This is a genomic window from Streptomyces phaeofaciens, from assembly GCF_014648915.1.
GTDB classification, from domain to species: domain Bacteria; phylum Actinomycetota; class Actinomycetes; order Streptomycetales; family Streptomycetaceae; genus Streptomyces; species Streptomyces phaeofaciens.
On the sequence record NZ_BMSA01000044.1, the window covers coordinates 1 to 21,972 of the forward strand.

Below are 21,972 nucleotides of genomic sequence, written 5' to 3' on the forward strand. Positions count from 1 at the left end.
GCCCCGTCGCCGCCTGGAACTTCTGGCAGGCCAACGGCTGGTACTGAGCCACCCACGCCGCACCACGCATGACAACGGCGGCCCCACACACCGGGCCCGCCGTTTCGGCGTATCCCCACCGGCGAACCCGCACAGGCCCTCGCCGACGCGCATACCCGTGTTCAGCGGCGATGCTGCCCGAAGCTGATGTAGGCGTAGGCGAAAGGCTCGTCCGCCTGGGGCGCCCGGGTCCAGGACCGGGTCGTGAAGGTATGGAGCCTGCCCTGGGTCAGCGCGAAGCGGGGCAGTGAAAGCCCGAGTTCGGTGTGCAGTGCCTCCAACACACCCAGCTCGCAGTCCAGTTCGGTGTCACCCGGACCGAACAGCCGTGCAGGGTCGAGGGCCTCGGGTATCTCGCCGGAGCGCCGAACCTCCGTGCCCCGCACGGTGAACGCGTAAAGTTCCTCGCCTTCTTCGGCCACCGACAGGTGGAACGCGGCCGGGTGGCTCCCTGGGGACGACGAGCTCCTCGGGTCGCGCCACACCACCACCGCGCGGCCGGACGAGGAGGCGGCCGGAGCAGGCGACCGGGACAGCTTGCTCAGGTGGCGGGGGTGGCCGTCGAAGGCGAAGGCCCATGCTTCGGCGGCGCGGCCGACGGCGACCACGGCCCGGTCCTCCCAGAGTTCCACGCCCTCCCGCTCGTGGGGCTGGGGTGCCCGCCAGGACGCCGTGCGCCAATCCGTGGGCGCGCTCAGCTCGGCACCTTCTTCTCCGATCAGTGCAGGTAGTCGGGCTGGGTCGAGCCCCTCGACCCAGACACAGCGGTATCCGTCGAGCGATCGACGGGTCGCCGCGGACTCCGTCAGCCAGACCAAGCCCGGCGGGTCGAGATCGGGCACCGGCTCGGGAGTGGGTCCCTTCTGGCCGGACCGTGGTGTCGCGAGGATTTCCCGTCCACGCTCCGGGGTGATCAGCGGCCCCAGGACCGGATCCGCGAGCAGGCCGATCGGGGCGATCAGCAAGGGCCCGGGCGCCTCCCACAGCGGGAGCGCCTCCCGCAGCACCCGCCACGCGGCGTCGGTCGCTCCCCAGCGGGCCGACTCCCGAGCCTCGGCGACCGCCCGGCCCCATGGACCGGAAGGGGCGTAGCAGTGGGTGCCGTCCCGCATCGTGCTCAGGACGGACTCGACGGTCCCGCGGGCGGCCCCGCGCGCGGTCATCATCCCGAGCCAGTGGTCGTCCCCGCCCAGCCGCCATTCGCCGCGTGCCGGCGTCATGGCCTCCACGGGGAGAATCTCGGGCAGGTAGCGCGGGTCGGCCACCAGGTCGCCGTACCCCTGGGAACCGTGCGGAGCCAGCAGATGCCGGATCTGGTTCAGCAGGACGGCGCTGTGCGGCCGCCCGAAGGACAGTGCCTCCTCGAGCAGGGGCAGTGCCTCCTCGTACTGTCCGCACAGGGCCAGCCGGCGGGCCTCCTCCGCCTGGGCGTCCTGGGCGCGGGTGGTCGCGTTCGCGAAGTCGGGCCGCTCCGCCCGGTCGGAGTGGAAGCCGCGGTACGTGGCCTCCATGTAGGCGCGGAACGACGGGTGGCGGTCGGGCAGTTCACCGCTCCAGCCCCGGTAGACGTAGAGCGCCCATTCGCCGTCCTGGTCGCTGTCACCCGGGTCGAGCAGGGCGTACGACATGTCGGAGTCGGTCTCCAGCTGTAGCGCCCGCTGCCACATCCCGGCCAGCAGCACGTCCTCCTCGCGCGGGTTGTCGTCCAGGTTCTGCTCGTACAGCGGGGTCATGTCGTACGGATCCCGGAACCAGTCGATGTCCGCGACGCCGCCGAGTTGACAGACCCCGGCGGTCTCGTCCACGTGCCACCCGTCGCTCACGGCCAGGAACTCCCGGTACGAGGGCGGAAGCCGCCGCCCCAGCCGCTCCTCGGCCGCGGCGATCGCCGCCTCGTCCGCCCCGGGCCTGCCCAGCGGGAAGGCGGTCTGTCCACCTTCCGCTCCCTCGTGCTCCTCGTCCTCACGCGGAACCCACTCCTCCTGCCAACGTCGCAGGAACTGCCGCCAGTTGAAAGACTCGCCAGTCATGGCCAGATGGTGCCATCCGGCACCGACAACGGCGTCCGTCGTCCCTCAAGCACTGACAGGGCCGCGACATGCAACCACTGGTCGCGTGGCTGTGCGGGTGTCGTCACGTCCGAGGAAAGTGGACACCGCTGTCGTCCATCGCTGCTGCTCAAGCGCGGGCGGCGCGGCGGGCCGCGCGCGCCACGGGCAGGAAGCGCAGGCGCTCGGGCAGGAGCGGGACGACGGTGCGTACGACGGCACCCAGGCGCCGCATTCCGCGCTCGTCCCGTGCCGTCCAGGTCAGCTCCAGGCGGTCGCGGGCGACGGGCGGCAGCAGACCGGTCGTGACGAAGACGTGAAGGCGAAGCAGGGGCGGGTGGAGCCGCGGCCAGAGCCTGCGCACGAGGGCGCCCGAGCCTTCGGGCGGCGGAATCGGGCGCCGTGGGTCGAGCAGTTCCCGCAGGACCGGCGTGTTCTCCAGCTCCTCTCGGACCATCCGTTCGAAGTACGGCCAGTACTCCTCCGGTGTGGCCGGCATGTCCTTTCGCCTGATGCCGAGGATGTCGCCGAGCCGGAGCAGTTCGTCGTACAGGGCGTGTTCCTCCCTGTCGTCGAGGGGACGGGACAGGTAACGGGCGGCCGACAGGAAGACCGGGTAGGCGGTGGCGTGCACCCAGGCGTAGTTGGCCGGGTCGAGCGCGTGGTAGGAGCGGCCGTGTGCGTCGATGCCGCTGATGTTCCTGTGCACGGTGCGCAGCCTGCGGCCTTCCTCGATCGCCCGTTGACCGCCGTAGATCCACAGTTGGAGGGAGTGCAGGGAGCGGTGTGCCCGGCCCCAGGGGTCGGTGCGGAACACGGAGTGCTCGTCGACTCCCGCACCGACCGCCGGATGGGCGACCTGGAGCGCGAAGGCGGCCGGCAGGGAGAGGAACAGCCGTACGTCACCGGCCAGGTCCCAGAGCATGCTGTCCGGGCCGAAGGGAGCCGGTTCGGAGCGGGGGTCGTCTCGTGCGGGCCGGGCGGCCGTGGTGCGGTGTCGGGGGTACGCGTTCATGTCACCACGCTCCCCGGATGCACGACCGCCGGTGGGATGAGCACACCATTCAGCCTGCCTCGATCCCGAGCCCGAGGCGAACCGCACCCGCAGCAGCACAGTGCGTCGGCGAGGACCCCCTCCACTCGCCGTACTACCCGGCCGTCATGGAGAGGAGGGTCATACGCGCCTCCTCCGCGCGGGGAGAGCCCAGCGCGGTGTACAGGGACAGTGCCTGGTGAAGGTGATCGACGGCTTGCGTCCGCTCTCCCCTGCCTTGTCGGACGAGCGCCGTACCGATGTGGGCGCGGGCCTGTTCCTCCTGTTCTCCGATTCCACGGGCCACTTCCAGCGCCGAGACGTGAGCTTCCAGGGCCTCGGTGAGGCGTCCGGTGCCGTGCAGAGCCTCGCCGAGGCCGTTGAGCGCACCCGCCTCCCCGTAGGGTTCCCCGGTCCGGCGGAAGTGGACCAAGGCCTGGCGCTGATGCTCGGCCGCCTCCTGGTACCGGCCCTGACGGCACAGCGCGTCTCCCAGGTTGGACAGCGCGTGAGCTTCTCCGCCGGTGTGTCCGAGCAGCCGGAAGAGTGCGAGCGCCTGCGCGAAGCGCCCGGCCGCGGCCGCGTGGTCGTCCAGCCGCGCCAGTACGATCCCCAGGTTGCCGAGGGCGCTGGCCTCCCCGAACGTATGGCCTGTCCGCCGGTACAGTGCCAGCGCCTGCTCATAGCGCTCGATCGACGCCTGGTAGTCCTCCAGCAGCTCCTGGACGATGCCGAGGTTGTTCAGCACGTCGGCTTCGCCGTGGGCGTCGCCGGCCGCGCGGAACAGGTCGACCGCCCTCTCGTGGTGCTCGGCGGCCTCCCGGTAGCGGCCCTGCAACTCGTGCAGCACGCCCACATTGGTGAGATGACGTGCCTCTCCGGCCGGGTGTCCGACGCGACGGCACAGCGACAGCGCGTCCGCGTGGTGGCGGTGGGCGCTCTCGTAGTCGCCGAGCCGCCGGTGGACCGCGCCGAGGCAGGCGAGGACATCGACCTCACCGCGGGCGTCTCCCACGGCACGGGCCGCCCGCACGGCGTGCGTGTGCACGGTCAGCGCGTCGGCGAAGTGCCCCGAGCGCTCGTAGTGGCGGTGGAGCGTGGTGGCGATCCGCACGGTGTGCCGGGACGGCCCGGGCTCCTCGGTCCGGGAACAGAGGGCCACCAGTGTGGGCTGCGCGGCGCGCAGCCACGCGCGGCACTCCTCGGCCGTGCGCAGCGGCGGCAGGCCGGTGTCGGGCACCTCGACAGCGGGGCGCAGATGCCGTTCGGCGGGATAGAGCACGTCCATGGCCGCCGACGACGCCGCCAGACAGTGGTCCAGCAGACGACTCAGGGCGGCGTCACGCTCCACGGCCTCGTCGTGCCGGTCCGCGAGCTCGGCGGCGTAGGCGCGCAGCAGGTCGTGCGTGCCCTGGCGGCCGGGCCCGCTCCGGTGCACCAGGTGTGCACGGGACAGGGCGTCCAGGGACCGTCGCGTCCGCTCCACGGTCTCGCCCGCCAGGGCGGCGGCCGCGTGCACGTCCGTGTCGGGCCCCGGGTGCAGGCCCAGCAGTCTGAACAGTCGCGCCTCATGCTCGGGGAGACGGTCGTAGGACCAGGAGAAGACGGCCCGAACGGCGGCCCGGGGATCTCCGTCGCCGGAGTCCAGCAGATCCAGACGCCGCCGATGATCTCGCAGTTCCTCCACCAGGCGGGCCAGGGGATCCCGGGGACGTGACAGCGCCAGTTCGGCCGCCACCCGCAGGGCCAGGGGCAGCCGCCCGCACTGCTCGGCCAGGGTGGCGGCCGCCGTGTGGTCCGTGTCGACGCGCGGCCCGATCAGGGCACGCAGCAGGGCGAGCGCCTCGTGCGGCGAGAGGATGTCGAGGACCACTCGGTGCGCCCCGTGCAGCGACACGAGGGACGACAGCGAGTCCCGGCTCGTGATCAGCACCTTGCACGTCGGGCTTCCGGGCAGCAACGGTCGCACCTGCGCGGCGGAGGCGGCGTTGTCGAGGAGGACGAGCAGACGCCGTCCGTCGACCGCTGTGCGGTAGCGGGCGGCCCGGTCGTTCAGCCGCGGCGGTATCTCCTGGCCGGGCACGCCCAGGGCGGTGAGGAATCCGGCGAGGGCTTGTGCGGCGGAGACCGGCTCGTCCGGATCGTAGCCTCGGAGGTCGACGTAGAGCTGTCCGTCGGGGAAGGCCTCACGCACCTGGTGCGCCCAGCGCACGGCCAGCGCGGTCTTGCCGACGCCCGCGATTCCGGAGACGGCCGAGACGACCGCTGCCGCCCCGCCGTCCGCCGCGGCCAGGCACCTTGTGAGCTCGGCGAGTTGCTCCTCCCTGCCACTGAAGTTGCCTACGGCCATGGGCAGCTGGGCGGGGATCGGAACGGGGGTCGGGGCGGGCGCATTCACCGTTACCAGGTCGGATCCCGCTCCCCGCGGCTCCTCCCGTCCGGCGTCGCGCAGCATCTCCTCGTACACCGACCGCAGTTCACGGCCCGGAGCCACACCCAGCTCGGAGCGGAGGTGCCGGTGGATCCCGGTGTACAGGTCCGCCGCCTCGGCCGTTCTTCCCGCGGCCGCCAGACTCCGGAGCAGCGGCACGGCGAGCGGCTCGCACAGCGGGTGCTCCGCCAGCAAGGGCCGCAGGACGGCCGGCACTTCCTCGGGCCGTTCCTGCCGCAGCAGGGTGCGGGCCCAGGCGAGCGCCGCCTCCACGCGCTCCTGCGTCCAGGCGGCCCTCGTACGCTCGGCCCACGCCCCCGGCAGCCCCGTCAACGGCACGCCGCGCCACAGTCGCAGCGCCTCCTCCAGCACGTGGGCGCGGCGTGCGTCGGAAAGGTGCGGCTCACGCCCCTGCGCGACGAGCGAGCGGAATCGGAGCAGGTCGACGGCGTGTTCCTCGGCCTCCAGAAGGTAGCCGCCGGAGGTCCGGCGGATACGGAGCGGTGGACTGGGCGTGTCCGCCTCGCCCCCGCCTGCCGTGCGGGTCGCGCCGTCGAGGAGCCGCCGCAGACGGCTGATGTGCGCATAGAGGGCCGACCTGGCCCCGTCGGGTGCGGCGGTGTCCCAGACCCGGTCCACCAACGTACTCACGGGGACCGGCCGACCGGTGTCGGCCGCGAGCGCCGCGAGGACGGCTCGACGACGTGGCTCCCCGACGTCGACCGCGCGCCCCGCGGCACGCAGTTCCAACGGTCCGAGCAGGTGCAGGTTCATCGTGCCTCACGCGGAACGGGCGAGGGAACGGCCGTCCGGCGGTGGGGTCTTCGTCCGCCGAGCAGCAGCCGGGTTCCCAACGGCCCTCCGTCATCGGTCCGGGGCCGTCGTAGAACAGCCGTCACAAGGATTTCGCAAGGTTCACCGTAGATCCTCACGTCACATGCCGTCAGGCGGATCGTGGCACGCGGTGCGTGCCGCGGCGAGCGTCGACGCGGGCTCGTGGAGCCTCCCCGGGGGAGACGTCGTCGCCCGCCCTGCCGGCAGTCGCGTCAGGCGTGACCGAGCCGACGCAACAACAGAATGGAATTGTCATGCGCAAGATAATGTCCCGAGTGAACCGGGCAGCCGTCGCTGTCGCCGCCACCGCCTTCATGGCGTCCGGCGTGGTCGTCGCGGGGGCGACGACCGCTTCCGCGGACGGCTGTGTGGGTCCGCTGTGCGGTGCCGTGAAGAACAGGACCGGCCAGACGATGCACTACACGATGAGTCTCGGCGCGGGCCCGCACTACTGCGACGTGTGGAACTGGGGCGGCGGCACCGGCAGCGAGTTCAAGCACGCCAAGTGCAAGCAGGAGTCGTTCGGCAACGGAACACGGGGCGGCAACGGCACCGGCAACGACGTCGACGCCTTCACGTTCGCCTCACACGGCTACCACGAGCGGTTCTCGCGGGTCGGCACCTGGCACTGGCGGACGGCGGGGGTCTGGACGAAGGTCCGCAGCGGGGAGATCGCCGACTGCGGCATCGGCGACAACAACGAGGTCTGGTGCACGGTGCTCGTGCAGGCCTGAGACAGTCCCGGGAGGCGGCGAGCGCGCGTGTGCTCGCCGCCTTCCGGCGTGACGACGTTCCCCGGCCCGCAGCCACGCGTAGTGGTTGCGGGCCGGCCGTATGGGGAGGGACGCCTGCCGCTCGGCCCACCGCCGCGACAGACGGCCAGAAGACCGATCCCCGCCGGGCAAGCCCCCCGCCCGCGACAATCGGCGCGATTAATTTAAGCCATGTAAGTTCAAGCCGAATTTAGTATTACTATCCCGGGGCGGGTTTGTCCGTCTCCTCTCGCGGCAAGAAAATTTTTGGCAACGCGACACGGGATTAGCGGAAAAAGTGGGGGCGCTTGGCGTGCGGAAGAGCGTGCGCGAATACCCTGGCCAGGCGCATTTTCAGTCATTCGATCATTGGTAATGGCATGCAATCAACTGGCAATTCTTCCTGGTGTGAGGTGATCCAGCATCGTGAGCGCCTTATCCGCCTGGTGCGCCGCCGGCTGCCCGACCTCCATGACGCCGAGGACTGCGTCCAAGAGGCCCTGCTGCGAGCGGCGGCCCACCGCGATCTGGACCCCGATCGGCTCGGGGCGTTCCTGACCACGGTCGCCATGCGGCTGTGCATCGACCATTACCGGGAACGTGATCGCTGGACACGCCTGTTGCAGCGCACCGCTGCCGAGCAAGAGGCGGAGGTGCTGGAGGAGGCCGTCTGCGACCGGGAGTTCGGCCGCTGGCTGCTCCGGCAGGCCCATCAGCTCAGCGGCCGGGAGCGGCAGGTCATACTCGCGCGGGCCGACGGGATCTCCGTCGCCGAATTCGCCCGCATCAACCAGATCTCCGTAAAGGCCGCCGAAGGCGCGTTCACACGTGGTAGGGCAAGGCTCCGGCACATGTGCAGCAAAACCCTTGGCTAGCCGTGCGGATACCGGAAAAAATGGTTCGGCATCCTGGTCGATTCCATGGTGCCCATTCAGGAAGGACGTCCCTCGGAGTGCCTGACAAGCCGAGCACGCAGGACACCATCAAGAACTTCCTCAGCGACATTGCCGACAGCTCCAACAGGGCTTTCAACGAATTCCTCGACCCGCCGAACAAGTCCAAGAAATCCGACCTCCCCGAGTGGTTCCCCTCCGGCCATCCACTGGCGGCTCTGGCCGGGACACCGGTCGGCGCGCTCCAGGCGCTGGCGGCGCTCGGCGGCACCGTGAACCCCGTGGCCGTGCTCGCGGGTGCCAACCCGCTCGCCGCCCTGGCCGACACCTCACACCACACCTCCGCCTCGGTGAACCCCTTGGCAGCCCTCACCGGGGCGGCCAACCCGCTCGCCGCCCTGGCGGGCGCCGTCAATCCCGTCGCGGCCCTCGGCGGGGCGTCCGCATCGGCCAATCCGCTCGCGGCCGTCGGTCAACTCGCCGGTGCGGCAGCGGCTCTGCCCGCTTCCGCCGGCGCGCTGGGCGGCCTGGCCGAGTCCCTGGCGACGCTGCCCCAGCAGATCGCCAGGCTGTCCGAACTGCTCTCCACGCTTGTCGACGCCTTGGACACCGTCCAAAGCGTCGCGGCGACCGCCGGAGTCCGTCCGTCGGCGTCGGCCAAGAAGGTGTGACCGCAGCCGTCCCGTAGCTCCGCCGTTGCCCCGCCGATCGTCGGCCGTGCCCGGTACGCCGGGCCGGCCGGTGCTGAACTCGAGGAGGAGCCCGCGTCGTGAGGGCCTTGGTCGGCGATCGGCTCCGGCTGGTCGTGAAGGTGCTGGGCAGTCTGATCGCCGATGAGGTCGGTCATACGGCGCGGGAGCGCGGCAGATCCAGACGGGACGGCAGATCCCCGGCGGAGGCTGAAAAAGCCTCCGCCGGGGACGCGCAGCGGCGGGCCCGAGCCGTACGGCACGCGCTGGAGAGCCTGGGACCGTTCTATGTGAAGCTCGGTCAGATCCTCTCCACACGGCCGGACATGGTCCCGCAATCGATGATCGCCGAGTTCCAGAACCTGCACGACCAGGTCGACGTGCAGCCGTTCTCCACGTTCGAGCCCGTGCTGGAGCGTGATCTCGGCGCCGACTGGAAGCTCAGGTTCGACGACATCGACACCGAGCGCCCGCTGGGAGCGGCCTCGCTCGCCCAGGTCTACCGGGTGACCCTCCCCGGGGGGCGGCCGGCGGTCGTGAAGATCCAGCGGCCCGCGATCCGCGAGGCCGTGCAGGCGGACATGGCTCTGCTGCGCAGGGCGGCCCGGATCGTGGCACGGGTGGCACCACGGTTCAACGAGGTCATCGACGTCGAGGCCATGCTGGGCTCGATCTTCGACGCCATGGAGCCCGAACTGGACTTCACCGGTGAGGCGCACAACATGGAGGAGGCCCGGGAGACGGTGCGGGACTTCCGCACGCTGGCGGTCCCCGAAGTGCTGTCGGCCACTCCCCGGGTACTGGTCCAGTCGATGGCGCCCGGCATGTCCGTACGACACCTGGACCGGAGCTCCTTCAGCGACAGCGAGCGCACCGGCATCGGCAAGGACCTGCTGCGGTTCATGTACCGCGGCTACTTCGTCCATCGGACGTTCCACGCGGACCCGCACGCGGGCAATGTCTTCGCCCTGCCCGGGGGCCAGGCGACGCTGATCGACTGGGGCATGGTGGGGCGCCTGGACAAGCGGACCAGCCTGCAACTGCTTCCGCTGCTGATGGCGCTGGCACAGAACGACGGACACGGCCTGGCCCGCGCCTGGGCCGACATGGGGAAACTCACGGCCTGGGCGAACCTTCCGGCGTTCGCCGCCGACATGGCGGCTCTGGTCCCCAAGATCGCCAATGCCTCGCTGGACGAGCTCAACTTCGGCGTGTCGCTGACCACGGTGCTGGAGAAGGCGACCAAACGGGGCATCGGCTCCGCGCCCGCGATCTCGTTGCTGGGGAAATCCTTCGCCAATCTCGAGGGCTCGGTCCGCTGTCTGGCGCCCGAACTGTCGCTGGCGGAGATCTTCAAGGGCGAGGTCCGGGGCATCGTGCTGTCCCTGCTCGGCGAATTCATCTCGATGGAGCAGCTGGCTCGTACGGCGATGGACCTGATGGTCACCGCCAGCACCAGCCCCGAGCAACTGCGGGGACTGCTGGCCGATACGGCCAACCGGCGGTTCGCGCTCCAGATCCACCAGCCGAGGACGCCGCCTTCCATGGGCGGCGACCGCAGGCCTCCTTACGGGGGCCTGCTCGCTCTGGGTGCCATGGCGGTGCTGCTGGATCACCGCCGCAGATCCCGATGAGACGCCGGGTCCGCTTCCGGTGTGTCCGCGGCACCCGGCCCGCACACGCCTCAGACGCCGTCCTCCAGAGCTGTCCGGAGGGCGGCGAGTGTCGTCCTCATCGTCGCGCGGTTGCGTTCTCGGCGCCGGACCACACCCGTGACCGCCGGCGCGGCCGCCGTGATCAGCCGTCCGGAGACTCCCGACCGCAGATCCAGCCACTCCTCCGTCACTTCGCATCCCCCGGGTACCTCGGTGAACCGGTACGTCCACCGGGAGAGGGCCACGCCGAGAAGGCCGACCTTGAAGGAGAAGCGGACTCCCGGCTCCGCGGACACCACGGTGCACAGGGTGGTCCAGGGCAGCCACGAAGCGCGGTTGATCCCCACGAAGCGTGTGCCCACGCGGGCGGGCCCGCGACCGCCCAGCACCCAGGCGCCGCGTGACTCCGGACTCCACCGTCCCATCCGGGTGACGTCGCTGACAGCGGTGTAGGCCGTCAGCGGCGCCACCCGGACCATGACGCTCTCGGTGAGCGGAGCCGAGCCGGTCACGCGCGGATCGTGACGCCGTGCTCACGGTCGTCCGTGAGGATCTCCATCAGAGCGCGGCTGTCGGTCCGCAGTTCGGTCCGGCTGCCGGTCACCCGGTTGACGACCTGCACGGTGCAGGAACCGATCTTCGTGTTGAGGCAGTGTTTGATCCCGCCGGGCGGGTTGTAGTAGTTCAGGCCGACGAAGCACTCCGCAGGGGCGGTCATCCGCCCGCGGATGTCGACGGTCTCGTCGGAACTGGCGAAGTCCCAGTAGAAGTAGCCGAAGTCCGCCTTGGCGGAGAGCGCCTGCCGCAGCGACACCAGCGAGTACTCGCGGTCCTGGTGGCGCAGGACGAGGAAGGTGGCCTGCGGGATGCGCACGGGACCGATCTTGGCGCGCGCGGTGACGACCTCCAGAAAACTGTCGGGTTCCCCGTCGAAGCCGGCGACCTGCCCGAAGGCGTAGTGGTCGGTGTGCCGGCTGCCCCAGTTGTGGTTCTGGCTGCCGGTCCAGCCGTCGAGCGCCACGGTCTCGCCGTTGACGCGCAGGCTGCCGCTGTACTGGGCGAGCGGTGTGCCGACCAGGCTCTTGGCCTTGGGGAACCCGCCCGCGTACAGCTTCGGCGGCAGCAGGAGAAGCGGCGGCTGGTCGCCGGTGTACGTCAGGTCCCAGCCGATGCTGCCGTCCGGCCCGCTCGCCTCGCCCTTGAGGCGGCCGGGCTCCAGGAGCCGGTCGCCGACCCGGGCGCCGAACGAGTCGGTGCTGAAGTGGCAGTCGGCGATGGGGTGTTCCTCCTTGGCCACCACATGCTGTCCGGTCACTCCGTCGAACCAGACGGCCCAGAGCTCGCCGATGGCGGCCTCGGGCATCTTCGCCGGGCTGAAGACGGTGTACCTGATCCAGAAGGCGCGGGGCTCCGTAGGGTGATTGCCGCGCTGGTAGAAGCTCTCGTAGTGGCCGGCCTGCTGGCCCGGCCGATAGCGGGTCCAGTTGATGTGGGGGTCGGAGATCCCGGGGTCGGTCTTCATGGGGGGGTCCGTTCTTCCGGATGCGGTGGGCTGCGGCAGGTCGTGCACCGCGGTGGCCTGCCCCGCTCGTCCGCTCGGTCGGTCTAGCGGGCTTGCGCGGGGCGGGCGGCCGAGGTCGTCCGCTGATGCATCGTCATCAGCATCCCGTACCGCGGCCTCAGAGTGATGGTGGCGTGGTTGACCACCCGGTGCGAGGGGACATGCCGGAACTCCCAGCGGCGCACCAGGGCGGTCAGCAGCAGATGCGCCTCCATGAGGGCGAAGTGCTTCCCGATGCACAGATGCGGCCCCGCGCCGAAGGGCAGGTAGGCGAATCGGTGGCGCCCCTTCGTGACGTCCGGCAGGAAGCGGTCCGGGTCGAAGCGCTCGGGGTCCGGCCAGTGCCGCGGGTGGCGGTGGATGCCGTAGAGGTTGACCAGGATCCGTGACCCGGCCGGTACCCGGTAGCCCCCCAGTTCGGTGTCCCGCAGTACCAGCCGGGGGACGATCGGCGCCGACGGGTACAGCCGCAGGGCCTCCTCGAAGACCCGCAGGGCGTACGGCATCGCCGCCAGGTTCTCGGGGGTGGGCAGCTCGTCGCCCAGGACGTCGTCCACTTCCCGCTGGACTCTCCGCAGCACCTCGCGGTGTCGGGAGAGCAGGTAGAAGGCCCAGGTGAGGGTGATCGCGGTGGTCTCGTGCCCGGCGGCGAACGTGGTGATCACCTCGTCACGCAGCTCCCGGTCGGTCATCCCCTTGCCGGTATCGGCGTCGCGGGCCGCCAGCAGCATGTCCAGCAGATCCCCGTCGCCGGTGGGCCCCGGGGACTGCCGGCGCTCCGCGATGATCCGGTAGATGAGGTCGTCCAGTCCCCGCATGACCTGGTGGAAGCGCCGGTTGCGCGGGGTCGGCCAGTGCGTGGGCGGGCTGAACGGGTTCTGCAGCCGGTCGAAGGCGTAGTTGATGGCGACGTCCACGGCGTCCGGTCCGAGCCCGGCCAGGGTCCGGCTCACATCGGTGCTGAACATGCAGCGGCTGACGATGTCGAGGGTGACCCGCATCATCTCCTGGTGCAGGTCCAGGGCCGCGCCCGTCCGGTAGCGGGCGGACATGTGCGAGATCTGTTCGGCCGCCGAGACACCCATCGTGGCGAACATGCCGGCGAGGGACTGCTTGGTGTAGATCGGCTGCATCATCCGGCGGTTGCGCAGCCAGCTCTTGTGGTCGTCGCTGGTCAGCAGGCCCTCGCCGAGGACCAGCCGCAGCGGGTTGTCCGGCCCGAGTTTGCCGAACCGGTCGGTGTCGGTCAGTACGGCGGCGGCCAGCTCCGGGCTGGACACGCCGTGCACCGTCACCGGGCCGAGCCGGTAGCGCACCAGGTCGCCGTGGGCGGCGTGCCCACGGTGCATGGCCTTGAGGATGTCGCGGCGGAAGTCCAGGACGTTGCCCAGCACCGGGATGCCCGCCGCACCGGGGGCGGGCAGCGCCGCGTACGTGCGTTCCTCGGTCATCGGCCCGCCCTCACTTGTGGGCCAGCGCGCAGACCCAGCCCAGCGACCGGCGCGGCTGGGACACGAACCGGGCGTCCCGGAAGCCGGCCTTGGTGAGGCTGTCCACCAGGTCGTCGCCGGAGAGGATGTGCAGCCCCGCACGCTCCGAACGCTCTGTGAAGCGCCGGCCGAAGACCCGCTGCACCAGGGACGGGTCGTCACCGGCCTCCCGGCTCATCTCCAGCGTGATCGACACCTGGCCGCCCGGTTTGAGCACACGGTGCGCCTCGGCGAGGCCGCGCTGGGGATCCGGCCAGAAGTAGAAGGTCTCGATCGCGCAGACCTGGTCGAAGGAGGAGTCCTCGTACGGCAGGGCCGCACAGTCTCCGTGCCGGACCTCGACGCGGCTCCGCGCGATCCCCGCCCGGTTGCGCCGTACGGCCTGCTCGACCATCTCCATCGAGTAGTCCACCCCGGCGGTGAATCCCTGGCCGGTGCGCCGGGACAGCAGGTTCACCGCCATGCCTCCGCCGCAGCCGACGTCCAGTACCCGCTGGCGGCTGCGCACGTCCATGTGCTCGATCGCCCACAGGGTGAGGCTCCGGTGCTGTACGGCCATGAGGTTGCCGAAGAACCGGCCGGCCCGCCCGGCCGGCCGGCGGAGGTTGTCCTCCATGAGTTCCAGCGGCTTCGCCAGCAGCGTGCCGATCATCCGGTGCCCCTTTCTCGATCAGTCCTGCGTCTGTGCTGTTTCTCGGTCCTGCGTCCGTGGTGCTTCTCGGTCCTGCTTCTCTGTCCTGCGTCCGTGGTGCTTCTCGGTCCTGCTTCTCGGTCCTGCGTCCGTGCTGCTCGGGGAGTCGGCCGGATGGTCTGCGGCTCCCTACCTCCGCGGGCCGAGCTCGGGCCAGGTCGCACGGCGTGCGGTCCGGTCCGTCCAGGCCAGACAGGCCCGCAGCACTGGCCGGGTGACCCCGGACACCGGCAGTCGCGGCGCCCGGGAGCGGTGCCAGGGCAGCGGTTCCGGCGTGTCCGCGGCGCCCAGCAGGGCCGCGGAGAGGTAGGCGCCGTGCGCCACCGACATCGCGAGTCCGTGCCCGTTGCAGCCGCCCGCGTACCAGACGCCGGCCCGGCCCCGGACCGGCCCCACCACGGGAAGGCCGTCCGCCGTCACCCCGATCCGGCCCGCCCAGCGGTGCGTGATCTCCACGCCTGCCAGGGCCGGGTGCAGCGTCCGCAGCCACTGTTCCAGCCGGTTCCAGGCGAAGGTGCGCAGCACCGCGATGCGGCGGGGGGCGGCCCCGTCCGGAAGGAGTGCGGTGCCGCCCCCCACCACCAGTCGGCCGTCCTCGGTGAGGCTGAAGAAGGGGGCCAGCGGAACGGCGTCGATCACCGCCGGGCCGCCGCCCGCGCCGAGGAGCGCACGCGCCTCGGGGTCCAGCGGCCCGGTCGCCACCGCGTGCACCTCCACCCCGAGCACCGTGCCCACCGGCACCCCGAGTCCGGCCACCCCGGCGTTCACCGCCAGCACCGCCTGTGGTGCCCGTACCGTGCCGTGCGGGAACACCAGCTCGGGCATCCGTCCTTCCCCGGCTTCCCCGCCCTCCCCGCCGCGGACCTCCCGCAGCGGGCTGCCGCCGTACAGCCGTACGCCCTTGGCCGCGCACGCACGCGCCAGAGCCGCCGTCAGCGCGGCCGGGTCGAGGGTCGCGGTGTGCCGGTGGAGCAGACCCGCCTGGTACGGCACGTCCACCCGCTGCCGGATGTCCGCGGCGGAGAGCACCGGCACGTCCAGGTTCAGGGCGCGGTAGGCGGCGGCCTGCCGCGCCAGCGACGCGAGCCCGGTCCGGGAACGTGCGGCGACGATCTGCTCGCCGTCCGCGCAGGGCACGCCGAGCCGGGCGCACAGGTCCACGGCGTGCCGTACGGCCTCGACGCTGGCCTGGTGCATCCGGCGGGCGGCGGCCGGGCCGTGGCGGCGCGCCGCCTGGTCGACCGGCGGGCCCACCCGCGGGCCCAGCAGCCCGGTGCCGCGCCCGCTGGCACCCGCCGCCGGCCGCTCCGCGTCCACCACGGCGATGTCCAGCGAAGGCCGGCGCTCCGCCAGGTGGTACGCCGTGGACAGCCCCACCAGCCCGGCACCCACCACCACGACATCGGCGCCGAGCCTGCCGTGCACCAAAGACGGCACGTCCACGCCGCCCCGCGCCGCCGGACCGTCTGGCGCCCAGCAGGGCGTGCCCCCCGCGAACAGGCTCACCGGGGCGCTCCTTCCCCGGCCGTCTGCTCACCCGGCCCGGACAGGGCGCGGAACCCCCGGTCGTGCCAGAGCAGTGGCCGTCCCGACGCCACCTGCACCGCGGCCACCCGCCCCACCACCGCGCAGTGGTCGCCGTACCGGCGGATGTCCTCGACCAGGCAGACCGACCACCCCAGCGCATCACCGAACACCGGGGCCCCGAGGACGGAACGGAACGGGACCTCGCGGAACCGCTCGGCCGGCGAGAGCGCCGGATCCGCGAAGCGGGCCGCCCGCGGTCGCTGCTGCTGCCGCAGCAGGTTCACCGCGAACGCCCCCTGCGCCCGGACCGCCGACAGGGTGCGCGAACCCTCGCGCAGGCAGGCGAGCAGCAGTGGGGGTCTGGCCGACAGCGAGGTGACGGAGGAGACCGTCATGCCGGTGGGTGCGCCCGCGCCCTGTGCGGTGACCACGGTGACGCCGGAGGCGAGTTTCGCGTACAGACGCAGGCAGTGCGCGGTGTCCGGGCCCGGTTCGTCGTGCAGCTGCCTTCCCGGGAACAGCGGCTGCGCGAGGGCCAGGTCAGCCATGCGCGGCGTCCGCGGCTTCGGCCGGTGCCACCGTGCCGAGCAGGCCTTGGAGGATCTGGTGGATGTTGGTGCGCAGGGTCGACTCGGCCACCGGGTCGAGGATCTCCGCCAGTGTGGGGATCCCCAGGTCGAACGAGGCCCGGAAGGTCACGGCGGTGCCGTCCTGGTGGGCCTCGCAGCTCCAGCTGCCCTCGAAGGTCTCGAAGTCGCCGCTGAGCTGTTCGAAGGTGATGGACAGGGTGGGCGGCGAGAAGGCGTCACGTTCCGTCCAGCACATCAGCCCGTTGCGGAAGGAGACCGTCCAGTCGGACACCACGGAGCCGTCGGGTCGGGGAGGGTGCACGGTGACCTCGCGCACGGTTCTGGTGAGTTCGGGATACCGGCGGAAGTCGCTGATCCTGCGGTAGGCACTTTCGGGGTCGATGCCCTGAGCCGTCATCCGTACCGTCACTTGGCGCATGGGGTTCGTCCGTCCTCTCGGGTGGGTGATGTCGGTGTCGTGACAGGGCACGAAGACGGTCAGCCGAGGCGTGCCTGCACCGCCCGCAGGGATTCGGCCAGGGCGGCCAGGAAGTGCTGGGCCTCGTCGGCGCCGGCGATCGCCGGGGGCGTCAACCGGAGCACTCGCGTGGCGTTCAGCGAGTGGTTGACCAGGACGCCCCGAGCCACGAGCTCCAGCAGCATCTCGCCGACGGCCTGCGCCCGCGTGAACTCGATACCGATCAGCAGTCCGCGGCCGCGGACCTCGTGCACGAGACGACCCTGGTGGGGGCCGCAGGCCTCGGCGACGCCGGTGAGCAGACGCCGGCCGAGCAGGGCGGCCCGGCCCACGATGTCCTCGCGGCTCATCGTCTCCACCGCCGCCAGGGCCGCGGCGCAGGCGATCGGCGAGGCACCGAAGGTGGAGGTGTGGAGGTAGGGGTCGCGGGAGAAGGGACCGTAGGCGTTCTTCGTGGCCACCATCGCGGCCACCGGTACGACACCGCCGCTCAGCCCCTTGCCGACGAGCAGGACGTCCGGCACCACGCCCTCGGTGTCCACTCCCCACCAGGTGCCGAGTCGGCCCAGACCGGTCTGCACCTCGTCCACGATGAGGAAGGCCCCGTACGCGCGGCACAGCCGGGCCGCTTCCGCCAGGTAGCCGGGAGGCGGAATGCGCACTCCTCCCTCGCCCTGCACCGGCTCCAGGATCACGCACGCGCGGTCGCGGCGGTCGGCGAGCGCGGCCTCCAGCTCGGCCGGGTTCCCGTGGGCGACCCGGGTGGTGTCCGGGAGCAGCGGCGCGAAGGGCGCCTGGTACGTGGTGTTGGCGGTGGCGCTGAGTGCCCCCAGCGTCTTCCCGTGGTAGCCGGACACGGTGGTCACCAGGGCGTTGCGGCCGTGGGCGCGGGCCAGTTTCAGACCCGCCTCGGTGGCCTCGGCACCGGAGTTGACGAAGTGGACGTGGTCCAGCCCGGCGGGGGTGCGGGAGGCGAGCGCGGCGGCGGCCCGGGCGGCGACGGGTTCCAGGAACACCCGGGTGGCCAGTGGATGTGCGTCCAGCTGCCGGTGGACCGCCTCGACCACCGCGGGGTGGCGGTGGCCCAGGATGAAGACGCCGTAGCCCCCGAAGTCCAGGTAGCGGCGTCCGTCGTCGGTGTGCACCCAGGCGCCTTCGGAGGAGGTCTCGACCATGCCGCCGAGCACCGCGCCCATGACGGCCCGGCCGGCGCCCAGATGACGTCGGTAGAGCTCGGCGGTGTCCTGCGACGACCCCGCGACGACGTGCCCGGCCACCGGTACGGCGGTCATGACGCCAGTTCCGTCGGAGCCTGCGCCGACTGCAGACGGCGCAGTTGGCGCAGGCCTCCGCGGCCGGCCGCCCAGCACTCCACGTTGCGCACCAGCGCCGATCGGATCGCGGCGCGCGTGGGGGCCGTACCGCAGTGCGGCGCCCCCAGATGGGAGGCGAAGGGCAACTCCCGCTGGAAGACCAGCAGCAGCTCCGCGTAGTCCTGGAGCCGACGCCGTACCGACTCCGGGAAGGACGGTCCCTCGAGAAGCGGGAGCAGCAGCCGGTGCACCGCCTCCAGGGCGATCAGCCGCGGCGGGTGCGGGCGCTGACCGTGGCGTTCGGCGAACTCCAGGCAGATGTCGACGACTTCCCGTTGCAGGACGGCGGCGGATCCCGCGGTCAGCCAGTACACGCCCTCGGTGACGCCGGCCCTGACCAGGTCGCCGACCGCGCGGGCCACCACGTCCTGCGGCACCATGTCGATCCTCGTGCCGGTCGAGCCCGGGAGTACCGGGACCTGTCCCTTGACGATCCCTCCCAGTGCCCGGGTCAGGCCCTGTGACCGGGCGATCCGGCCGGTGGTGGAGTCGCCCATGACCACGGAGGGGCGCAGGACGATCCCGGGAGTCGGAGCCGACTGCACGGCTTCCTCGGCCGCCGTCTTGGACGCGAGGTAGGCCGCTGCCCCGGGGAACCGCTTCCGTTCCTCGGCCGCGAGCGGGTTCGCCACGAAGGCGGTGCTCAGGTAGTAGAGGGGAGCGTCGGCCTGGGCGGCCAGGTCGGCCATCGCCCGGGTGCCGTCCAGGTTGGTGCGCCAGATGTCGGCCGGGGCCGCCCGCCAGTTGGTGGCCGCGGCGGAGTGCACCACCACGTCCACCTCGGCGGCGAGGCTGGACCGCTCGGCGGCCGGGAGTCCCAGGCCGGGAGCGTTCAGGTCCGCCGTCACCTCCCGTACCCGGGGGTCGTCCAGCGGTGTCCGGTGGCGCAGGCAGACCACGTCGTAGTCGTCGCAGAGCTCTTCGACCAAGGCCTGGCCGAGTACCCCTGCGGCTCCGGTGAGCAGCAGGGTCGGGCGTTGATGGCGTGGACGGGACCGGGCGGAGGGGGCTGGCGGCATGGCTGAGGAACTCCCCTTGGGTGCGGTTGGATACGGTGCGGCGTCCGGGCGCGGTACCGGGACCGGGTCGGGCGATGCGCGGTACCGGACCGGGACCGGGACGGGCGATGCGCGGTACCGGGACCGGGACCGGGTCACGCGATGGTGAGCGGCCCGTCGGCCAGGTGGGCCGCCAGCGCGCTGGTCATTCGGGACCGTGAAGGCGGGTGCAGGGACAGCCCGTTGGTGCACGCCGCGAGATATCCCACCTCGTCCGAGCTCATGAAGTTGAGGCCGCCGAGCAGTTCCACGGCCCGCGGGACGATCCGTGCGAGGGTGTCCTGCACGCAGTACCGGACGCACAGCGAGTCGGCGAGGGTGGACTCGTCCGGGCATCCCTCGTCGATGCGGCGGGCGATGCCCTCCGCGGCGGACATCGCGCCCTCGGCCTCGATCAGGAGCCGGACCCGCTCGGACTCGGGCACCCGCTCATTGCACAGCACCCGCTCCACCAGCGTGCTGGCGGCGCCCAGATAGCTTCCCGTCATCAGCAGCTCGAACCAGACGAAGCCCGCGGTCTGCAGTTCGTCCAGCCGGCCGGCCGAGGAGGAAGTGCGCAGCAGCAGCTCCGGCGGTACCAGGACGTCCGTGAGAGTGACCTGGTCGCTCTCCGCCCCCGACAGGAACGAACTGGACCAGAATCCGCTGACGCTCAGGCCCTCGCTCTCGGCCGGCACCAGCGCCACGGCCAGTTCCTCGCCCGCCCCGTCCGCACGGGGCACCATGACGCTCGCGGTGAGCAGGTCCATCGACCGGGCCAGACTGCAGGGGCGCTTCACCCCGCTGATCCGTACGCCGTCGGGCCCCACCGTGGCGGTCATCGACGGGGAGAGGATGCCGGCGCCGGGGCGCCCCTCGGCGAAGCCGGAGGCCACCAGGCGGTTGGCGGAGGCCACGCCCTCGGCGAGCATCCACTCCAGGCCCTCGCCGCCGTCGATCAGGCCGACCAGAGTGGCCATGGAGAAGTGGTGCATGGTGGTGGCCACCGCCAGGGACGGCGATCTGCTGCCCAGGGCGCGTTGCACACGCAGGGCGTCCAGGGCGGTGGCGCCCTTGCCCCGGCAGGACAGCGGGACCACCAGCCCGGGGCCGCCGCTGTCGCGGAAGAGCCCGATGCCGGGGCTGCCCGGGCCCTCCAGCTCCATGAGGGGCACCGCCCGCAGGCTCTCGTCCAGACCCGGCAGCAGTTTCGTCAGAATGGCGCGTTCGCGCTCCAGGAACCTCATGTCCTCCCCTGCTCCAGAACAACCCAGTCGACGGCCCGTGGGCCGGCTCACAGCGCCCGGGTGGCGCGCAGCAGTTGCCACACCGCCTTCGGACCCGGCCGCCCGTGAAAGGCGATGTACTCGGGCAGCACCACGTGGGGCGCCCATTTCTGCTTGTAGTCGAGCTGCGCGGCGGCCGGGTAGACGCGTTCGCCGTGCTCCGCGAGCAGGCGCACGCAGCGCGCGAAGGCACGGCTCGCGGACGGCAGTTCATGCTCGTCGGACAGTCCGGTGAAGGGAGTGAAGCCGAAGTGCAGCCAACCCTCGCCGTCGGCCGACATCCGCTCCATCGCGGTGGCGTTGAGCGCCTCCATCACTCCCGGCGGAGCGTCCGGGGAGCGTCGGCTGAGGTCGTGCAGCCACCCCGGCCGGCCACCGAACACGGGCGAGTAGCTGATGTAGCCGACGGCCGCCCCGTCGATCCGTCCCACGAAGAGCCGCCGGTGCCGCTGAGCCGCTCCGGTCCGCTCACCCACCAGGAACCGCAGCTCCTTGGCACCGCGGCCCTTTCCGCGCAGCCAGGCCCGGTCGATCAGGTCCAGCTCCGCCTCGGTGTCGGGGTCGACGGGGCCGGTCTCGACCACCTCCAGTCCCGCGCGGCGGGCCCTGGACATCTTGTTGCGCAGCCGTACGAACCGTGAGCCGCGCAGAGTGAACCGGGCCAGTTCGACCGCGTACGACGCCCCCAGCTGGTTCACCGTGAAACCGCGCGCCGCGTACAGCTCGGCGTCCGACCGCTGCAACTGCACCGCGACCACCCGGCGTGGACGGGCCTTCGCCACGAAGGCGTCCAGCAGATCCGCGCGGTGCCCGGCCACCGCGAAGGGACCGGCGAACTGAAGGAGGTGGCGTCCGGACCGGCGGAAGACACAGACCCCGTCGAAACGCGGATCCTGAAAGTATTCATTGCCCTGGTTGAGGGCGAGAAAAGAGCTCGGATTGTCACTGTGACGGACGAGGGCATCAAAGACGGACGGCGTCTGCACCCGTTCGAGAGACATCGGATTTCCCTTCACGTGAAATGGAATACTTCCTCTCGAAATCCACATACGCCGGATGCGGGGCCGGTTCGAAACGTACGCCGAACGGTTTGAGTGAGTTGCCGAACAGAGCGCGGTCCCCCAGCAGGTGCACGGGAAGCGCGAGCAGCGCCCATTCCGGCTTCACCAGCACCGCCCACAGTCCGGCGACGACACCTGCGGTCACCAGGCTGTGCATGGTGTTGTACGCCACGAAGTACCAGTGCGAGATGCGCCCGTCGCGGCTCCTGCGGAATGCCACGGCCCCTGGGACGTAGCCGACGACGTCGATGACGGCGAACAGCCCGACAAAGACCGCCCAACGTATCTCCGAGAAATGCTGCACGGTGAGCACGGCACAGGCAACCAGACCGCCCAGCCATTCCATTCGCAGCATGAGGAAGGTGGTCCTGGTTTCGAACCTGTTCTTTGCATCCATGTGCCCCTCCGCCCTTCACCCTTGTTTACGGGGGAAGCGGGGGAAACCCTCGCGGGAAAACCAGGTGTCCGAAAGTACCCGGGCGGCGGGCCGACGTCCGCGGCCGCGCCCGGCCACGGCCCGGCCCT

Annotated in this window: 19 protein-coding genes; 4 read left to right on the forward strand and 15 right to left on the reverse strand. The window is 71.5% G+C overall.

The genetic code is table 11. The features are described from left to right. Positions 1 to 161 precede the first annotated feature (161 nt). The 3 genes from IE275_RS41815 to IE275_RS41825 form a co-directional block, all read right to left on the reverse strand. Entirely contained in the window at positions 162 to 2,069 is a 1,908-nt protein-coding gene (locus tag IE275_RS41815; protein ID WP_189717932.1) for an SMI1/KNR4 family protein, read from the reverse strand. Positions 2,070 to 2,217: 148 nt separating this feature from the next. Beyond that, a complete protein-coding gene (locus IE275_RS41820) occupies positions 2,218 to 3,102 on the reverse strand; it encodes an oxygenase MpaB family protein (RefSeq protein ID WP_189717933.1) in 885 nt (294 codons plus the stop codon). Between the two features lie 133 nt (positions 3,103 to 3,235). After that, on the reverse strand, positions 3,236 to 6,325 hold the full coding sequence (locus IE275_RS41825; protein ID WP_189717934.1) for an AfsR/SARP family transcriptional regulator: 3,090 nt from the start codon (positions 6,323 to 6,325) through the stop codon (positions 3,236 to 3,238). Between the two features lie 335 nt (positions 6,326 to 6,660). On the opposite strand from IE275_RS41825, the gene IE275_RS41830 reads away from it, so the two are divergent. The 4 genes from IE275_RS41830 to IE275_RS41845 all read left to right on the forward strand — a co-directional run bounded on the left by IE275_RS41830 (position 6,661) and on the right by IE275_RS41845 (position 10,353). Beyond that, positions 6,661 to 7,119 carry a hypothetical protein gene (locus IE275_RS41830; protein ID WP_189717935.1) on the forward strand — a complete coding sequence of 153 codons (459 nt, stop codon included), beginning with the start codon at positions 6,661 to 6,663 and terminating at the stop codon, positions 7,117 to 7,119. 431 nt (positions 7,120 to 7,550) lie between these two features. Continuing rightward, complete coding sequence (locus tag IE275_RS41835) at positions 7,551 to 8,012, forward strand: RNA polymerase sigma factor (RefSeq protein ID WP_229871202.1); 462 nt, start codon at positions 7,551 to 7,553, stop codon at positions 8,010 to 8,012. Positions 8,013 to 8,089: 77 nt separating this feature from the next. Further along, a complete protein-coding gene (locus IE275_RS41840) occupies positions 8,090 to 8,701 on the forward strand; it encodes a hypothetical protein (protein WP_189717937.1) in 612 nt (203 codons plus the stop codon). 98 nt (positions 8,702 to 8,799) lie between these two features. Further along, positions 8,800 to 10,353 carry an ABC1 kinase family protein gene (locus IE275_RS41845; RefSeq protein ID WP_189717938.1) on the forward strand — a complete coding sequence of 518 codons (1,554 nt, stop codon included), beginning with the start codon at positions 8,800 to 8,802 and terminating at the stop codon, positions 10,351 to 10,353. Positions 10,354 to 10,403: 50 nt separating this feature from the next. Here the strand turns inward: IE275_RS41845 and IE275_RS41850 are convergent, their stop codons facing one another. The 12 genes from IE275_RS41850 to IE275_RS41905 form a co-directional block, all read right to left on the reverse strand. After that, complete coding sequence (locus IE275_RS41850; protein ID WP_189717939.1) at positions 10,404 to 10,886, reverse strand: SRPBCC family protein; 483 nt, start codon at positions 10,884 to 10,886, stop codon at positions 10,404 to 10,406. Beyond that, positions 10,883 to 11,896 (reverse strand): hypothetical protein, encoded by a 1,014-nt coding sequence (locus IE275_RS41855; RefSeq protein ID WP_189717940.1) that lies wholly within the window; start codon positions 11,894 to 11,896, stop codon positions 10,883 to 10,885. Before IE275_RS41855 ends, IE275_RS41850 begins: the two co-directional genes overlap by 4 nt. An 83-nt stretch (positions 11,897 to 11,979) precedes the next feature. After that, positions 11,980 to 13,386: a cytochrome P450 gene (locus tag IE275_RS41860; protein ID WP_189717941.1), complete on the reverse strand. Its 1,407-nt coding sequence runs from the start codon at positions 13,384 to 13,386 to the stop codon at positions 11,980 to 11,982. A 10-nt stretch (positions 13,387 to 13,396) separates the two neighbouring features. Further along, positions 13,397 to 14,077 (reverse strand): class I SAM-dependent methyltransferase, encoded by a 681-nt coding sequence (locus tag IE275_RS41865; RefSeq protein WP_189717942.1) that lies wholly within the window; start codon positions 14,075 to 14,077, stop codon positions 13,397 to 13,399. Positions 14,078 to 14,245: 168 nt separating this feature from the next. Next, positions 14,246 to 15,622: an NAD(P)/FAD-dependent oxidoreductase gene (locus IE275_RS41870; RefSeq protein ID WP_189717943.1), complete on the reverse strand. Its 1,377-nt coding sequence runs from the start codon at positions 15,620 to 15,622 to the stop codon at positions 14,246 to 14,248. After that, positions 15,619 to 16,191, reverse strand: coding sequence for a flavin reductase family protein (locus tag IE275_RS41875; RefSeq protein ID WP_189717944.1), 573 nt, complete (start codon positions 16,189 to 16,191; stop codon positions 15,619 to 15,621). The genes IE275_RS41870 and IE275_RS41875 overlap by 4 nt, the downstream gene beginning before the upstream one ends. Continuing rightward, positions 16,184 to 16,651: an SRPBCC family protein gene (locus IE275_RS41880; RefSeq protein WP_189717945.1), complete on the reverse strand. Its 468-nt coding sequence runs from the start codon at positions 16,649 to 16,651 to the stop codon at positions 16,184 to 16,186. The genes IE275_RS41875 and IE275_RS41880 overlap by 8 nt, the downstream gene beginning before the upstream one ends. Before the next feature lie 59 nt (positions 16,652 to 16,710). Continuing rightward, positions 16,711 to 17,982 carry an aspartate aminotransferase family protein gene (locus tag IE275_RS41885; protein WP_189717946.1) on the reverse strand — a complete coding sequence of 424 codons (1,272 nt, stop codon included), beginning with the start codon at positions 17,980 to 17,982 and terminating at the stop codon, positions 16,711 to 16,713. Next, positions 17,979 to 19,082, reverse strand: a complete 1,104-nt coding sequence (locus IE275_RS41890; protein WP_189717947.1) for an SDR family oxidoreductase — start codon at positions 19,080 to 19,082, stop codon at positions 17,979 to 17,981. The genes IE275_RS41885 and IE275_RS41890 overlap by 4 nt, the downstream gene beginning before the upstream one ends. Positions 19,083 to 19,216: 134 nt before the next feature. Continuing rightward, complete coding sequence (locus tag IE275_RS41895; protein ID WP_189717948.1) at positions 19,217 to 20,347, reverse strand: acyl-CoA dehydrogenase family protein; 1,131 nt, start codon at positions 20,345 to 20,347, stop codon at positions 19,217 to 19,219. 47 nt (positions 20,348 to 20,394) lie between these two features. Next, a complete protein-coding gene (locus IE275_RS41900; protein ID WP_189717949.1) occupies positions 20,395 to 21,387 on the reverse strand; it encodes a bifunctional lysylphosphatidylglycerol flippase/synthetase MprF in 993 nt (330 codons plus the stop codon). Then, complete coding sequence (locus IE275_RS41905) at positions 21,350 to 21,844, reverse strand: hypothetical protein (RefSeq protein WP_189717950.1); 495 nt, start codon at positions 21,842 to 21,844, stop codon at positions 21,350 to 21,352. Before IE275_RS41905 ends, IE275_RS41900 begins: the two co-directional genes overlap by 38 nt. Between the last annotated feature and the right edge of the window lie 128 nt (positions 21,845 to 21,972).

Bases quoted from the DNA above. Each gene is read 5' to 3' on its own strand.
- IE275_RS41895 (WP_189717948.1), bottom strand. From the start codon at position 20,347: ATGAGGTTCCTGGAGCGCGAACGCGCCATTCTGACGAAACTGCTGCCG.
- IE275_RS41855 (WP_189717940.1), bottom strand. From the start codon at position 11,896: ATGAAGACCGACCCCGGGATCTCCGACCCCCACATCAACTGGACCCGC.
- IE275_RS41875 (WP_189717944.1), bottom strand. From the start codon at position 16,191: ATGGCTGACCTGGCCCTCGCGCAGCCGCTGTTCCCGGGAAGGCAGCTG.
- IE275_RS41865 (WP_189717942.1), bottom strand. From the start codon at position 14,077: ATGATCGGCACGCTGCTGGCGAAGCCGCTGGAACTCATGGAGGACAAC.
- IE275_RS41825 (WP_189717934.1), bottom strand. From the start codon at position 6,325: ATGAACCTGCACCTGCTCGGACCGTTGGAACTGCGTGCCGCGGGGCGC.
- IE275_RS41880 (WP_189717945.1), bottom strand. From the start codon at position 16,651: ATGCGCCAAGTGACGGTACGGATGACGGCTCAGGGCATCGACCCCGAA.
- IE275_RS41885 (WP_189717946.1), bottom strand. From the start codon at position 17,982: ATGACCGCCGTACCGGTGGCCGGGCACGTCGTCGCGGGGTCGTCGCAG.
- IE275_RS41900 (WP_189717949.1), bottom strand. From the start codon at position 21,387: ATGTCTCTCGAACGGGTGCAGACGCCGTCCGTCTTTGATGCCCTCGTC.
- IE275_RS41820 (WP_189717933.1), bottom strand. From the start codon at position 3,102: ATGAACGCGTACCCCCGACACCGCACCACGGCCGCCCGGCCCGCACGA.
- IE275_RS41905 (WP_189717950.1), bottom strand. From the start codon at position 21,844: ATGGATGCAAAGAACAGGTTCGAAACCAGGACCACCTTCCTCATGCTG.
- IE275_RS41860 (WP_189717941.1), bottom strand. From the start codon at position 13,386: ATGACCGAGGAACGCACGTACGCGGCGCTGCCCGCCCCCGGTGCGGCG.
- IE275_RS41890 (WP_189717947.1), bottom strand. From the start codon at position 19,082: ATGCCGCCAGCCCCCTCCGCCCGGTCCCGTCCACGCCATCAACGCCCG.
- IE275_RS41815 (WP_189717932.1), bottom strand. From the start codon at position 2,069: ATGACTGGCGAGTCTTTCAACTGGCGGCAGTTCCTGCGACGTTGGCAG.